General features: G+C 66.8%; 13 protein-coding genes. 7 read left to right on the top strand and 6 right to left on the bottom strand.

What is annotated here, in order from left to right:
* Nucleotides 1–232 precede the first annotated feature (232 nt).
* The 4 genes from L0976_RS28080 to L0976_RS28065 form a co-directional block, all read right to left on the bottom strand.
* Nucleotides 233–1,852 (bottom strand): YdiU family protein, encoded by a 1,620-nt coding sequence (locus L0976_RS28080; RefSeq protein WP_234190623.1) that lies wholly within the window; start codon nt 1,850–1,852, stop codon nt 233–235.
* Between the two features lie 64 nt (nt 1,853–1,916).
* Nucleotides 1,917–3,095, bottom strand: a complete 1,179-nt coding sequence (locus L0976_RS28075; RefSeq protein WP_234190620.1) for a GNAT family N-acetyltransferase — start codon at nt 3,093–3,095, stop codon at nt 1,917–1,919.
* A gap of 113 nt (nt 3,096–3,208) precedes the next feature.
* Nucleotides 3,209–5,302, bottom strand: coding sequence for a S9 family peptidase (locus L0976_RS28070; protein WP_234190618.1), 2,094 nt, complete (start codon nt 5,300–5,302; stop codon nt 3,209–3,211).
* 116 nt (nt 5,303–5,418) lie between these two features.
* Nucleotides 5,419–6,546 carry an AI-2E family transporter gene (locus L0976_RS28065; RefSeq protein ID WP_233290720.1) on the bottom strand — a complete coding sequence of 376 codons (1,128 nt, stop codon included), beginning with the start codon at nt 6,544–6,546 and terminating at the stop codon, nt 5,419–5,421.
* A gap of 242 nt (nt 6,547–6,788) precedes the next feature.
* Between L0976_RS28065 and L0976_RS28060 the strand changes: the two genes are divergently transcribed.
* Nucleotides 6,789–7,121, top strand: a complete 333-nt coding sequence (locus L0976_RS28060) for a DUF930 domain-containing protein (protein WP_203319688.1) — start codon at nt 6,789–6,791, stop codon at nt 7,119–7,121.
* Between the two features lie 13 nt (nt 7,122–7,134).
* On the opposite strand, the gene L0976_RS28055 is transcribed toward L0976_RS28060, so the two are convergent.
* Entirely contained in the window at nt 7,135–7,995 is an 861-nt protein-coding gene (locus tag L0976_RS28055; protein WP_234190625.1) for a VOC family protein, read from the bottom strand.
* Between the two features lie 298 nt (nt 7,996–8,293).
* Here L0976_RS28055 and L0976_RS28050 point away from each other — a divergent pair, with 298 nt between their 5' ends.
* The 3 genes from L0976_RS28050 to L0976_RS28040 all read left to right on the top strand — a co-directional run bounded on the left by L0976_RS28050 (nt 8,294) and on the right by L0976_RS28040 (nt 10,003).
* A complete protein-coding gene (locus tag L0976_RS28050; protein ID WP_233290721.1) occupies nt 8,294–8,617 on the top strand; it encodes a TraR/DksA C4-type zinc finger protein in 324 nt (107 codons plus the stop codon).
* Between the two features lie 122 nt (nt 8,618–8,739).
* Nucleotides 8,740–9,396: a hemolysin III family protein gene (locus L0976_RS28045; protein ID WP_234190616.1), complete on the top strand. Its 657-nt coding sequence runs from the start codon at nt 8,740–8,742 to the stop codon at nt 9,394–9,396.
* A 103-nt stretch (nt 9,397–9,499) separates the two neighbouring features.
* Nucleotides 9,500–10,003: a GNAT family N-acetyltransferase gene (locus L0976_RS28040; protein WP_234190615.1), complete on the top strand. Its 504-nt coding sequence runs from the start codon at nt 9,500–9,502 to the stop codon at nt 10,001–10,003.
* A 102-nt stretch (nt 10,004–10,105) separates the two neighbouring features.
* On the opposite strand, the gene msrB is transcribed toward L0976_RS28040, so the two are convergent.
* Nucleotides 10,106–10,513: a peptide-methionine (R)-S-oxide reductase MsrB gene (gene msrB, locus L0976_RS28035; RefSeq protein ID WP_203318243.1), complete on the bottom strand. Its 408-nt coding sequence runs from the start codon at nt 10,511–10,513 to the stop codon at nt 10,106–10,108.
* A gap of 129 nt (nt 10,514–10,642) precedes the next feature.
* Between msrB and L0976_RS28030 the strand changes: the two genes are divergently transcribed.
* From L0976_RS28030 to L0976_RS28020, 3 genes are all read left to right on the top strand, one after another.
* Nucleotides 10,643–10,876 carry an AbrB/MazE/SpoVT family DNA-binding domain-containing protein gene (locus L0976_RS28030; protein WP_234190613.1) on the top strand — a complete coding sequence of 78 codons (234 nt, stop codon included), beginning with the start codon at nt 10,643–10,645 and terminating at the stop codon, nt 10,874–10,876.
* A 5-nt stretch (nt 10,877–10,881) separates the two neighbouring features.
* Nucleotides 10,882–11,304 carry a type II toxin-antitoxin system VapC family toxin gene (locus L0976_RS28025; protein WP_234190604.1) on the top strand — a complete coding sequence of 141 codons (423 nt, stop codon included), beginning with the start codon at nt 10,882–10,884 and terminating at the stop codon, nt 11,302–11,304.
* 114 nt (nt 11,305–11,418) lie between these two features.
* Entirely contained in the window at nt 11,419–13,758 is a 2,340-nt protein-coding gene (locus L0976_RS28020; RefSeq protein ID WP_234190601.1) for a putative monovalent cation/H+ antiporter subunit A, read from the top strand.
* Nucleotides 13,759–14,050 lie beyond the last annotated feature (292 nt).

Here is a 14,050-nt window from a genome sequence, read left to right as displayed (position 1 = left end):
CGGCGGATGATGACCCGAGCTCTCCCACGGGCTTGCAAGCCCAAAGGTCATGCGGTCTCTCATCCGCCACCGCGACACGCACTACAGCGCCAAACGCGGGCCAAGGGAAGTTACAAAGGGAATGGGGCAGCGTCGCGGATGGGGAAAACGGTGCGGCATCTTTCCCGACGCCGTGCTTGCGGCCGGCAGGCCGGGGCAGGCCCGGGAGGCGGGCGGCCCGTTTCTCTTGCCGTTACGTCCCGCAGAAGGTCGCGGTCACTTCCTCGCCCGGCTCCGGCGGCTGCGCGTAGGCGGAAAAGGCCGGCTGGTCCTCGTAGGGGCGGGCGAGCACGTCGTTCAGCGCTTCGAACAGCGAGAAGTCGCCATGGTCGACCGCCGCCGAAAGCGCTTCCTCGACCTTGTGGTTGCGCGGGATGAAGGTGGGATTGACCCGGCGCATCGCGGCCGCCCGCGCCTGCGGGGACGTCGCCTCCCGCGCCAGCCGCGCGCGCCAGGCGGCAAGCCAGGGCGTGAGCGCTCCGGGGTCTTCCATGAGGCCCGCAAGCCCCCCTCCGTCGGCCGGCATCTCCCCCGCAAGGGGAGAGAACGAGGCGGCTTGCGCATCGTTCGGAACCGGAGGCGAACGGGGCGGCGGGTCAAGCCCCTCCGCCTTGCGGGGAGGGGTCGGGGAGGGGGCTTCTGCAGCATCCGCCAGCCGGCGGAAGGCCAGCGTATAATCGGCCTTCTGCTCGTAAAGCAGGATGAGCAGGTCGCGGATCAGCGCCTGGTCGCCTTCCTCCTCATGGTCGCCGAGGCCGATCTTGGCGCGGATGACACCTTTCCAGTGCGCCTGGAAGCGTTCCATGAAACGCGCCACGGCGGCGTTCGCCGCCTCCACCGCCTTGTCCTGGTCCTCGTCGAGGAGGGCGAGCAGCGCCTCGGCGAGCCGGGCGATGTTCCACTGGCCGATCATCGGCTGGTTGCCGAAGGCATAGCGCCCGCCATGGTCGATGGAGGAATAGACGGTGCGCGGATCGTAGCGGTCCATGAAGGCGCAGGGCCCGAAATCGATGGTCTCGCCGGAGATCGTCATGTTGTCCGTGTTCATCACGCCATGGATGAAGCCGACGCCGAGCCAGCTGGCGATCAGCGCCGCCTGCCGCTCGGCCACCGCGTCGAGCAGCGCGAGCCAGGGCTTTTCCGCGCCCTTCAGCTCAGGGTAGTGCCGGTCGATGACATGGTCCGCCAGCACGCGCACGTTCTCCGTATCGCCGCGCGCGGCGAAGAACTGGAAGGTGCCGACGCGGATATGGCTGGAGGCGACGCGGGTGAAGACCGCGCCCGGCAGCACCCGGTCGCGATAGACCGGCTGGCCGGTGGCGACGGCCGCGAGCGCCCGCGTCGTCGGCACGCCGAGCGCATGCATCGCCTCGCTGATGATATATTCGCGCAGCACCGGCCCGAGCGCCGCCCGCCCGTCGCCGCTCCGCGAATAGGGCGTCTGGCCGGCGCCCTTGAGCTGGATGTCGCGGCGCCTGCCGGCGCGGTCGATCACCTCGCCGAGCAGGATCGCCCGCCCGTCGCCGAGCTGCGGCACGAACTGGCCGAACTGGTGGCCGGCATAGGCCATGGCGAGCGGCAGGGCGCCCGGCAGGGGAAGGTTCCCGGAGAAATAGGCCGCGCCGTGCCGCTCCAGCGCATCGGCGTCGAGCCCGAGCTCTTCGGCAAGCGCCCGGTTGAAGCGGATCAGCCGCGGCGCCGCCACCGGCGTCGGATCGACCGGCGCGAAGAAGGCATCCGGCAGCCGCGCATAGCTGTTGTCGAAGGGAATGGGGCGGGCCTTGTCCGCCGCTGCCGTCGTCGCACCGCTCATGATCGTCCGTCCCTTGCTGCCTTTCCTCACAGATAGGGTCTTGCAGGCCGGAACGGAAGGCTTGTCAGGCGATCATCAGGAAAAGCCCGAAGCTCTGACCGAACTGCGCGAGGCGGCGAAGCTGGTGCGGCAGGCTGCGATAGAGCTTCTGGAGGCCGGGGCGCAGGCGGACGGTCCACAGGTCGATATAGGCCTTGCCGGCAAGGTTCGCCGGCAGCGCATAGGTCTCCAGCACCGTCGTGCGGTTGCTCCAGCTTTCCTTGTAGTCGGTCGGGTGGCCGAGCAGGTCGTAGGTCTTCACGCCCTCGCCGATCAGCCAGCAGACCGTCATGTCCATCTGCGTCTTGCCGGGCGAGGCGTCGCGCAGCTCCCAGTCGAAGGCGCCGAGATAGGCGTAGTAATGGCCGTGGTGCAGGAAGCCGAGCTCGCCGGCCGCCATGCGATCGCCCGCCTTGAGCAGGAAGAAGCAGGCGCCGGACAGCGCGTCCCGGTCGCCGGGCAGCGCGCCGAGGAAGCGGTCGAAATCCGCCGAGGCGATGGCATGGCCGCGCCGCGCCGTCTCCCGCAGCCAGTGGCGCTTGTGGCGCAGGAAGAGGGCGATGGCCTCCTCGAAGCCCTTGTCGCCGGGGAACAGCACCTCGAAGGAGAGTTCGCCATGCCGCGCCAGCGCGTTGCGCCGCCGGTTGCGGTTGCGCCGCTGCGTCTTGCTGAGCCGTTGCAGGTAGCTGTCCGGCGAGGCGAAGGCCGTAAGGTCCAGCATGGAGGCCGTGTTGCGGCGGGCGGCAAGCGGCGCGGTGTTGCCGAAGAGCGCGGCGAGCGCGGAGCCTTCCGGCACGCCCTCGATCAGCGCGAGATCGAAGCCCGCTCCCGCAAGATCGGCGATCAGGCGCCGGGCGAGCGGCTGGCCAAGGGCGGGATCGACCAGCATGTTGGCATATTGGCAATGCGGCGTGCTGAGCGGTTCGAGGCGCTTGAGCCTGCCGCCGGACAGCATCAGCGGCCAGACGGCGACGAGGCGCCCGCCCTGCCACAGCGTATGGATCTCCGGCCGGCAATGCGGGCCGCCATAGGTCGCGATCCAGCGGTGGCACCAGTCGAAGCTCTGGAAATAGGTGAGGGGGTCGGCCGCGCGGGCATCGAGCGCGCGCCATGCGTCGGCGACGTCCTCCATCGCGGCAAGGTCGCGGAGCACGCGATGCTCCACGCCGCTGCCGCCGGTCACGTCGATCCTCTGAATGGTCATGGCCCTTCCCCTCGTTTCGCGCGCAAGGGTAGCGGCGCGCGCTTAACGAAACCTTTTCCGGCAGTCCTGCAAAACAACCGGCGATGGAATTGCGCGCCCGGGGCGGGGCGATCCTACATCTTTCCCGCCACCTTGATGGCGAAGGCATATTCGAACGCGATCTCCTCCAGCCGCTGGAAGCGCCCGGAAGCGCCGCCATGGCCGGCGCCCATATTGGTCTTGAGGAGGATCGGCTCGGAGCCGCTCGTCTTCTCGCGCAGGCGCGCCACCCATTTCGTCGGCTCCCAGTAGGTCACGCGCGGATCGGTGAGGCCGGAAAGGGCGAGAATGGCGGGGTAGGGCTTTTGCCCGACATTGTCATAGGGCGAATAGCTCGCCATGAGCTGGTAGAAGTCCTTGCTCTCGATCGGGTTGCCCCATTCCGGCCATTCCGGCGGGGTGAGCGGCAGCGTGTCGTCGAGCATGGTGTTGAGCACGTCGACGAAGGGCACGGCGGCGATGATGCCGCCGAACTTTTCCGGCGCCATGTTGGCGATGGCGCCCATCAGCATGCCGCCGGCGGAACCCCCTTCGGCGACGATGTTCGCGTAGGACGTGAACTTCTCCTGATTCAGATAGTCCGCCGCGGCGATGAAGTCCTTGAACGTATTGGTCTTCTTGTCCATCTTGCCATCTTCGTACCAGGCAAAGCCCTTGTCCTTGCCGCCGCGGATATGGGCGATGGCATAGACGAAGCCGCGGTCGACCAGCGACAGGCAATTGGTGTTGAAGGACGCCGGGATGGTGATGCCGTAGGCGCCGTAGCCGTAGAGCAGGCACGGGGCGGAGCCGTCGAGGGGCGTGTCCTTGCGGTAGAGCAGGGTGACGGGCACGCTCTCGCCGTCCCATGCCGGGGCGAAGACGCGGCGGGTGACGTAGTCGTCCGGGTTGTGGCCCGAGGGCACTTCCTGCGTCTTCAGCAGCCTGCGCTCGCGCGTCGCCATGTCGTAGTCGAAGAGCTGCGAGGGCGTCGTCATCGAGGAATAGGAGAAGCGGATGACGTCGGTGTCGTATTCCGCCGCGCCCGAAAGGCCGAGCGAATAGGCTTCCTCGGCGAAGGCGATGGCGTGCTCCTCGCCGCTCTCGCGCTCGCGCACCACGATGCGCGGCAGGCCCTCGTGGCGCTCCAGCCAGACGAGGTGGCGGGCAAAGGCCATGTGGCTGAGGATCAGCGTGCCGGGGCGGTGCGGCACGACCTCCGTCCAGTTCTCCCGGCCGGGCGCCGTCACCGGCGTCTGCATGATCTTGAAGTCCTTCGCCCCGTCGGCATTGGTGAGGATGTAGAAGACGTCGCCGCCCTCCGTCATCGAATATTCGAGGCCCGTGCGGCGCGGGGCGACGACGACCGGATTGGCCGTCAGGTCCCTGGTCGAGAGGAGGCGGTATTCGCTCGTCTCGTGGTCGTGGATGTCGATATAGATGAAGTCGTCGAGCAGCGAGCCGCCGACCGACATGAAGAAGCCCGCGTCCTTCTCCTCGTAGACCAGCCGGTCGTTCTCCTGCCGCTCGCCGAGGATGTGATGGTAGATCTTCGAGGGGCGGTGGTTCTCGTCGAGCGCGGTGTAGAAGAAGCTCTTCGCATCGGGCGCCCAGACCCCGCCGCCGCCGGAATTGACGATCCGGTCGGTGCGGTCCTCGCCGCTCGCAAGGTCGCGCACCTTCAGCGTGAAATATTCCGAGCCCTTGTCGTCATAGCCCCAGATGCCGAGCGAATGGTCGGTGGAATGGTCGATGCCGGAAAGGCGGAAATAGTCCTTGCCTTCCGCCTCCTTGTCGCCGTCGAGCAGGACGGTGCGTGTCCCCCCCTCGCGCGGCTCGCGGAAATAGCGCGGCTGCTCGCCGCCGGTGACGAAGGACGTGCCATAGGCGAAGGGGCCGTCCTTGACCGGAACGGAGCTGTCGTCCTCCTTGATGCGCCCGCGCATCTCGGCAAAGAGCGTCTTCTGCAATGTCTCGGTATCGGCCATCGCGGCGGCCATGTAGGCGTTCTCGGCCTCCAGATGGGCGCGGATTTCCGGCTGGAGGATGGAGGGATCCTTGAACATCGCCTGCCAGTTCTCGTCGCGGAACCAGGCATAGTCGTCGGTGCGGGTGATGCCGTGGCGGGTATCGGAGACCGGCTTCTTGGCGGCGACGGGGGCGGCGGGCAGGTTTTTGAAGACGGACAAGATCTCACTCCGGCAAATCGGGACGGCGGGAAAGGCGTTCGGATCGAACAGATAGAGACCCCCGCCCGCCGCATCAAGCGGCAAGGTTCCGTCCGGGCATGTCGGATGGCCGGGTTTCAGCCCGGCAGGCTGCGGCGGGCCTTGCGCTTGGCGGGGCGCAGCTCGTCGGCGATGGTCATGCCGATGATGGAAAGGGGAAGCGCCAGCATGGCGCCGGCCGCGCCCCACATCCAGGTCCAGAAGATGATGGCGGTGAAGATGATGAAGGCGTTGACCTCCAGCCGCTTGCCCATCACCGCCGGCATGATGAGGTTTTCCATGGCGAGGTGGACGAGGAAGAAGCAGAGCGCCGGCAGCAGGCCCATCAGCACGGTATCGTGCGTCAGGAGCCCGGCGGTGGCGAGCGAGATCGTCATCAGCGTGACGCCGAGGAACGGCACGAAGCTGGAGATGAAGGCGAAGAGCCCCCAGAGCGCCGGCATGGCGAGCCCGCCGCCCCAGGTGATGAGCCCGGTGACGACGCCGAGCGCGGCATAGACCAGCGAGGCGGTCGCGAAATAATAGCCGAGCGCGCTGTCGATGGCGTTCATGATGCGGATGGTCGTCAGCCGCTGGCCGCGGCGCGGAAAGGCCATGATGATCATCTGGCGCAGCTTCAGCCGCGCCGACAGGAAAAGCACCAGCGCGGCAAAGAAGATCATGCCCTGCAGGAGCGCCGGCGTGAGGCTCGCCGAGAGGATGGACAGGATGCTGCCGGTGTTCTCCAGCACCTTTTCCATCGACATCTGGCCGGCCCCGAGGGTCTCCGGGCTGATGTTCAGCCAGCCGAAGCGCGAGAAGAGCGGCGTGATGCGGTCGTAGGCGCCGCGCACGAGGTCCGGCGCATTGGTGGCGAGCTGGGCGATCGGATCGGCCAGCATGCCCGCGACGAGGAAGACGCCGAGGCCGAAGAGGCCGGCGAGAAGCAGCGCGGTCGGCAGCGGCGGAATGCCGAGGTCGGTGAGCTTCTCCGCCGCCACGCCGAAGATGAGGCCGGTGACGACCGCAAGGCACAGCGGAATGAGGATCGGCGCCATCAGGTAGACGACGCCCATGGCCATGATGAGGAAGATCCCGATGGCCGCCCAGGCGGCGGCGATGTCGAGGCCGTAGCGGCGCGGCTTGCCCTGCGCAAGGTCCTTCTCGAGGTCGAGGCTGCCCTGCAAGAGGCGGCGCTCGGCCGGTTTTCCTGACATGTCGTGCATGGCGCATCCCCCGGTTCGCGCCAGAAACGCGCTCCCCGGCAGGAAGTTCCAGCGATGTCTCATGAAACCGTGGGTGGGTTGCGGCCTGTCGTCAAATCGACATATTGCGCGTTAACCCCGACTGTCAAGTCAGCCATGACGGCAAGAACAGGAAGAGGAGGCAGAGTGTGAAACCGCAGGCAACCGGGCTCCTGGCCGCCCTTTGCGCCCTTTCGTTCCTATCGCTTTGCGCATCGCCCGCGATGGCCATCGATGCGCGCGTGCGCGGCCAGCTCGAGAAGCTGACGCCGGAGGAGCGGCTGGAGCAGCGCTGCGACATCGAGGCGATGGACGAGATCAGCGCCAAGGGCGGCTTCCGCCCCGACAAGGTGATCGCCTACGCTTTCGGCGATCCCAAGCTCGACGGCACGACCTTCAAGACGAAGGGCGCGGTGTTCCGCAGCAAGGGCGAATGGTACCGCCTGTCCTACAAGTGCGAGACGAGCTCCGACCGCCTGGAGGTCAACGCCTTCAAGTTCCAGATCGGCGACCAGGTGCCCCACGAGGACTGGGCGGCCCACTACCTCTACGATTGAGCCGCGCCGCCCCTCAGGCCGAGAGCCTGAGGCCGATGCCCCAGGGATCGACGAGCGAGACCGTGTCGCCCGAGCGCGTGGTCGCGATTGCCTGCGCGTCGAGCGCCTTGACCGCGGCCTCCAGCTTTGCCGGGTCGTTGAAGCGGATCGTATAATCCGAGAGGCCGCTCATGCCGTCCTGGCGCTTCGGCTGGCCGCGCGAGTTCCAGACATTCGCCGCGACATGGTGGTGGTACTTGCCGGTGGCGAAGAAGCTCGCACCCGGATAGCGCGCCATGATGTCGAGGCCGAGCACGTCGCGGAAGAAGGCGTCGGCCTGCGGGATGTCCGAGACCTGCAGGTGGATATGGCCGATGACGGTGCCGTTCTCCTGCCCCGTCCAGCCCTCCTTCGGCGCCTCGTCGTAGAGCGCCTGCAGGTCGAGCCGGTGCGTCGCCATCTTCACCGTGCCGTCGGGCGCATAGGTCCATTCGGAACGCTCGCGGTCGCGATAGATCTCGATGCCGTTGCCTTCCGGGTCGTCGAGATAGATCGCCTCGCTGACGAGGTGGTCGGAGGCGCCGGTGAGCTGCACGCCGTTTTGGGCGGCATGGGCGAGCCACCGGCCGAGCTCCCGGCGGTTCGGCACGAGGAAGGCGGTGTGGAACAGGCCCGGCGCGCTGCGCGGCGCACGGGCGGCATTGCCGCCCGTCGTCAGCGTCAGCAGCGGCCGGCCGCCGACGCCGAGCGTCTCGCCGGAGGCCGATCTCTCCAGCACCGAAAGGCCCATGGCCTTCCGGTAGAAGGAGGAGACCGTCGGCAGGTCGATCACCGTGAGGTGCGAATGGTCGACGAAGGCCGGCATGTCGACGGCGTGGCTGGTATTGTCTGTCATGGCTGCGGTCTCCGCGCGAAGGGGGCCGGCCCCGCCGGCGGCGATGCCCGCGGCGGCTGCGCCGAGGAATGTCCGTCTGTCGAGGTCGGTCATGGTATGATCCCTTTCCGGTTTCCCTCGGAAACCGTTCTGTCAGAAGGAATATGGCGAAGGCGGATCGTTCACGGAAGATGGTGTTTCGGCGATTTACCGTCAATGCAGCGTTGACGATGCGTGTGCGGAACTTGATTCCGATCAATGCCGTCCGCCGCCGCCGATGCCACTTTCCTTCCATGTTGCAACGAAGGGAGCCTGCATCGTGACGGACCTGGCGCATTACAAGGACATTCTCCTCAACCGCAAGCGCGAGCTCTACGGCCGCCTCAACAAGATCGAGAAGGACCTCGAAACGCTGAAGAGCGGCGACAGCGGCGACCGGGCCATCGAGCGCGAGAACGACGAGGTGCTGGAGGAATTCGGCACGACCGGCCTCAAGGAACTGGAGGCGATCGACGCGGCCCTCGACCGCATCGCCGCGGGCACCTTCGGCCTCTGCGCCAAGTGCGGCGAGCCCATCTCCCCCGCGCGCCTTGCCGCCGTGCCCCATGCGGCGCTGTGCGAGGAGTGCATCGCGCAGCAGTGATGCCACGGCGGGAATCCGTTTCGCGCGGCAAATATTCGTGATGGCCGCGCGGCGCCCGACCCCTTGCCTGCAAAGCGCGAACGCGCGACGATGGTGCCATATGTCATCGCAGGCAGGGCATCGTGGAAATCAAGGGCGTCAAGTGGAACTATGACCGGTACGAGGTGATCGCCGACGGCGTCGTCCACGGCGTCGGCGTGGTCTTCGCGCTGGTCGGCGTCACCGCGCTGATCTTCTACGCCACCGTCTGGGCGACGAGCGGGCAGCTTGCGGCCGCCTGGGTCTACGGCGTCGGCCTCGTGCTCGCGCTCGCCACCTCCTTCGCCTACAATCTCTGGCCGGTCTCGAAGGTGAAGTGGCACCTGCGCCGCTTCGACCATTCGGCAATCTTCGTGCTGATCGCCGCCACCTACACGCCTTTCCTGCAGCGCGGCATCGAGGATCCGTTCCTTGCCGGCATGCTCGTCTTCATCTGGCTCATGGCGGCGGCGGGCGTGGCGCTGAAATTCCTGTTTCCCGGCCGCTTCGACAAGCTGGCGATCCTCATCTACCTCGCCATGGGCTGGAGCGGCGTCTTCGCCGCCGGGCCGCTGCTGACGCATCTTTCCATCACCACGCTGACGCTGATCGTCGTCGGCGGGCTGCTCTATTCGGTCGGCGTCATCTTCCATGTCTGGGAGCGCCTTCGCTTCCAGAACGCCATCTGGCACGCCTTCGTCGTCGCGGCCGCGGCCGTCCACTATTCGGCCGTCGTCACCAGCGTCGTTTCCGCAACCTGACCTTCACCGCGCCGCGGGCCCCGCGCTTTTTCGCCCTGCCGTCGACGAGACTGGACAGCTTTCCCGCTCCTCCTGTATGCCATGGGCAAAGCAGGGGGGAACCATGGACATCACGATACGCGACGCCGCGGAGGCCGATCTCCCCGGCATCCTGGACATCTACAACGATGCCGTCGCCAACACGACCGCGATCTGGAACGAGGCCGTCGTCGATCTCGACAACCGCAAGGCATGGTTCTCCGCCCGCCGCGAGCGCGGCTTTCCGGTCCTCGTCGCGCTGCGCGGCCGGCAGGTGATCGGCTACGCCTCCTATGGCGACTGGCGCGCCTTCGACGGCTATCGCCACACCGTGGAACACTCCGTCTACGTGCACAAGGACTCGCGCGGCACCGGCACGGGCAAGCGCCTGCTGAAGGCGCTGATCGACCGCGCGAGCTTCAACGGCGTCCACGTCATGATCGCCGGCATCGAGGCGGAGAACACAGCCTCGATCAGGCTTCATGAAAAGCTCGGCTTCCGCGTCGTCGGCCGTTTCAGCGAGGTCGGCATCAAGTTCGGCCGCTGGCTGGACCTGACCTGCATGGAGCTGAAGGTCCCGGCGCGCTGAATGAGAGCGTTTCCGCTTTTCTCCGAATCGCGAAAAAGCTCTAACTCTTTGTTTGCCGCCTTCCCGAACGCAAAACCGCTTCGCACTTTTGCTGGAAATGCTCTAGTCCTCGTCGAAGCTGAGCGCCACGCCGTTCATGCAGTAGCGCAGGCCCGTCGGCGGCGGGCCGTCCGGGAAGACGTGGCCGAGATGGGCGTCGCAGTCCGAACAGCGGATTTCCGTGCGCGTCATGCCGTAGGAATAGTCGGAATGGTCGGTGACCGCGCCGGGCTCGATCGGCTGGTAGAAGCTCGGCCAGCCCGTGCCGGAATTGTACTTCGCCTCGGACCGGTAGAGCGGCCTGTTGCAGCAGATGCAGCGATAGGTGCCCTTCTTGGAAAGGTCGAAGTCGGGGCTGGAGAAGGCACGCTCCGTGCCGTGCTCGCGCGTGATGCGGAACTGCTCCGGCGTCAGAACCTGCCGCCATTCTTCCTTGGTCTTGTGAACCTTCAACGTCGTCGTGTCGCTCATGGCGTCCTCCTGTTGAGCCATAGATAAGACGGCGATTGTGGCAAGACAATTGGCGGCTGCGCGAATGTCGAACTCGCAATCCGGCGTCCCGCATGTTAAAGTAATACCGATGAAGGACGAGGTATTACGATGGGCGCGACGGTGACGAGCAAGGGACAGGTGACGATCCCCAAGAGCGTGCGCGACTTTCTCGGCATCGGCCCCGGCAGCGAGGTCGAGTTCCGCCGCGCCGCGGATGGCAGCGTCGTCGTCGTTCCGCTCGGAAAGGCGCGGCCGGAAAGGCGCTTCGCGCATCTGCGCGGTCATGCCGGCGCCGGCCTGACGACCGACGAGATCATGGCGCTCACCCGCGGCGAAGACTGACCCCCGTGTTCCTGGTCGATACCAACGTCCTGCTCGATCTGGTAACCGGCGATCCCGTCTTCGCCGACTGGTCGGTGGCCGCGCTGGAGGGGGCGGCGCTGCTCGGCCCTCTCGCCATCAACGATGTGGTCTATGCGGAACTTTCCGTACGCTACCGCGACATCGCCGATCTCGACGCGATGATCGCCGCCGCGGCGCTCGAGCACCTTCCCATCCCGCGCGAAGCGCTTTTCCTCGCGGGCAAGGTCTTTCACGCCTACCGCAAGGCGGGCGGCAGCCGGACGGGCGTCCTGCCGGATTTTTTCATTGGCGCCCATGCGGCTGTGGCGGGGTTGACCCTCATTACCCGCGATGTCGGGCGGTACCGCACCTATTTTCCCGACCTCGATCTTCGCACCCCCGCCGCGCCGGACGAGCAAGCTGGGTAAAACGCCGCGTCCCTGCCGGTGAGGGGTGGCGAATTCGCGACGAGCCACGTAGAAACAACGTTCTGGCCGTTTTGAAGGGATAACGACGGGCGAAGCCCGCGGATGGGAGAGGGCATGGCGCCGGATGCGATGGGCTTGACCTTCGTTGCCTTCTGTCTGCCGTTTCTCGGGGCGCTGGTCGCGCCCGCCCTCACGCGGCTTCTCGGCCACAATGCCGCCTGGCCGCTGGCGCTCGTCCCGCTCGCCGTCTTCCTGCACTTCCTCGGCTTCAACGCGGAGGTCTCGCATGGTGAGATCGTCACCGGCGGCTATGCCTGGGTGCCGTCCTACAATGTCAGCTTCTCCTGGCTGATCGACGGCCTGTCGCTCGCCTTCCTGCTGCTGATCTCCGGGATCGGCACGCTGATCGTGCTCTATGCCGGCGGCTACCTGAAGGGGCATCCGCACCAGGGGCGGTTCTTCTCCTTCATCCTGATGTTCATGGGCTCGATGCTCGGGCTCGTCGCCTCCGACAGCTTCCTGATGCTCTTCGTCTTCTGGGAGCTGACCTCGATCACCTCCTTCCTGCTGATCGGCTTCGACCATACGCGCGCGGCCGCGCGCCGCGCGGCGCTGCAGGCGCTGGTCGTCACCGGCGGGGGCGGGCTCTTCCTGCTCGCCGGCCTGCTGCTCCTGTGGGACGTCACCGACGTCACGCAGCTCTCGCTGCTGATGTCCTTCGGCGATGAGGTGCGGGCGAGCCCCTTCTACCTGCCGCTGTTCTTCCTCATTCTCGGCGGCGCCTTCACCAAGTCGGCGCAGTTCCCGTTCCATTTCTGGCTGCCGAACGCCATGGAGGCGCCGACGCCGGTTTCCGCCTACCTGCATTCGGCGACCATGGTGAAGGCCGGCATCTATCTCCTGATGCGACTCAACCCGGTGCTCGGCGATACGCTGGCCTGGGAGACGATCCTGCCGGCCTTCGGCGGCCTGACGCTGCTCGTCGGCAGCGTGCTCGCCATCCGCCAGAGCGACCTCAAGCTGATGCTCGCCTATACGACGGTCGCCTCGCTCGGCCTCCTGGTGCTGCTGACCGGCTTCGGCTCGGAATATGCGGCGGCGGCTGCCGCCCTCTATCTCGTCGCCCATTCGCTCTTCAAGGGCGCGCTCTTCATGGTCGCCGGCATCGTCGACCACGAGACCGGCACGCGCGACGTCACGAAACTGCGCGGGCTCGCCCGCGCCATGCCCGTCACCTATCTCGCCGCGCTCATCGCCGCGCTCTCCATGGCCGGCCTGCCGCCCTTCTTCGGCTTCCTCGCCAAGGAGGAGATCTATGTCGCGCTTTCCGGCGGCAATCTCCGCGCCATCGCCTTCACGTTGGCGGCCATCATCGGCAACGGCTTGATGTTCGCCGTCGCCTTCGCCGTGGCGCTGAAACCCTTCCTCGGCGCGCCCGTCGAAACACTGAAGAAGCCGCATGAAGGCCCCGTGCTGCTCTGGGCCGGCCCGATGCTGCTGGCGATCAAGGGGCTGACCATCGGCGTCTTCTCCGCCACCGCCCATGCGCTGCTGACCTCGCCGCTCGCCTCAGCCGTCGCCGGCAAGCCGGAAGTCGTCACCATTTCGGCCGTGCCGCATTTCGGCATGCCGCTTCTCCTCTCCGCCATCACGGTCGCCTTCGGCGTCGTCGTCTTCCTGTCGCTCGACAAGGCTCGCGCCGCCGCGGACCGGCTGGTCGAGGATATCGGCTGGGGGCCGGACAGGGGCTTCGACCAGGTGATGGCCGGGCTGGTGCGCGGCGCGTCGCTCGTCACGCGCCTCACCCAGCCGGGAAGGATGGAAATCTACATGACAGCGACCTTCGCGGCGGTCGCGCTGGCGCTCCTCGTGCCGCCCGCCGTCTATGGCGAATGGCCGCGCCTGCCGGTCTGGCCGGCCGGCATGCCGTTCCACGAGCTTGCGGTCGTCGTGCTCGCCGTCGTCGGCATCGGCGCGGTGCTGACGGCGAAGAGCCGGCTCACCGCCATCGTCGCGCTCGGCATCCAGGGTTTCTGCGTCGCGCTGCTCTTCCTGCTCTTCGGCGCGCCGGACCTTGCCTTCACCCAGTTCATGATCGAGACGCTTTCCGTCGTCATCCTCGCCCTCGTCATGACGCGCCTGCACCTGACGCCGCGCGACCACCGGCCGCTGAGGGAAAAGCTCCCGGACGCCGCCATCGCCATCGCCTGCGGCCTCGGCTTCGCGCTCTATCTCCTCAAGGTCACGCAGGGCCGCTTCGACACGGCGCTCACCGATTTCTTCAACCTCTATTCCAAGACCATCGCCCACGGCGCCAATGTGGTGAACGTCATCATCGTCGATTTCCGCGGCACGGACACGCTCGGCGAGATCGCCGTCGTCATGGTGACGGGGCTGGCGATCCTGTCGATCATCCGCATCCGCAAGGGTGGCAGGGCGAGGGGGGACGCATGATGCGGCGTTTGTACGTTCCGATGACTTCCCCGCCATCCTTCCTGCAAAGCGGGGAGGATCGCGCGTTGCCACATCTTCCTTCTCCCCGCCCGCGGGGAGAAGGTGCCGGCAGGCGGATGAGGGGCGGGCGGGCAACGCTCCCGCCGCTGTCGAGCTTCATCGGTCGGCGCTGCCCCTCATCCCGCTGCCGCGACCTTTGTAACTTCCCTTGGCCCGCGTTTGGCGCTGTAGTGCGTGTCGCGGTGGCGGATGAGAGACCGCATGACCTTTGGGCTTGCAAGCCCGTGGGAGA

The organism is Shinella sp. NM-101, assembly GCF_021401195.1.
Taxonomy (GTDB): Bacteria; Pseudomonadota; Alphaproteobacteria; order Rhizobiales; family Rhizobiaceae; genus Shinella.
This window is presented reverse-complemented; position numbering and strand designations above follow the sequence as displayed.

Excerpts from the sequence above, each read along its gene's own strand:
- L0976_RS28080 (WP_234190623.1), bottom strand. The coding sequence starts at position 1,852 with ATGAGCGGTGCGACGACGGCAGCGGCGGACAAGGCCCGCCCCATTCCC.
- L0976_RS28075 (WP_234190620.1), bottom strand. The coding sequence starts at position 3,095 with ATGACCATTCAGAGGATCGACGTGACCGGCGGCAGCGGCGTGGAGCAT.
- L0976_RS28065 (WP_233290720.1), bottom strand. The coding sequence starts at position 6,546 with ATGCACGACATGTCAGGAAAACCGGCCGAGCGCCGCCTCTTGCAGGGC.
- L0976_RS28060 (WP_203319688.1), top strand. The coding sequence starts at position 6,789 with ATGGCCATCGATGCGCGCGTGCGCGGCCAGCTCGAGAAGCTGACGCCG.
- L0976_RS28055 (WP_234190625.1), bottom strand. The coding sequence starts at position 7,995 with ATGACAGACAATACCAGCCACGCCGTCGACATGCCGGCCTTCGTCGAC.
- L0976_RS28040 (WP_234190615.1), top strand. The coding sequence starts at position 9,500 with ATGGACATCACGATACGCGACGCCGCGGAGGCCGATCTCCCCGGCATC.
- msrB (WP_203318243.1), bottom strand. The coding sequence starts at position 10,513 with ATGAGCGACACGACGACGTTGAAGGTTCACAAGACCAAGGAAGAATGG.
- L0976_RS28030 (WP_234190613.1), top strand. The coding sequence starts at position 10,643 with ATGGGCGCGACGGTGACGAGCAAGGGACAGGTGACGATCCCCAAGAGC.
- L0976_RS28020 (WP_234190601.1), top strand. The coding sequence starts at position 11,419 with ATGGCGCCGGATGCGATGGGCTTGACCTTCGTTGCCTTCTGTCTGCCG.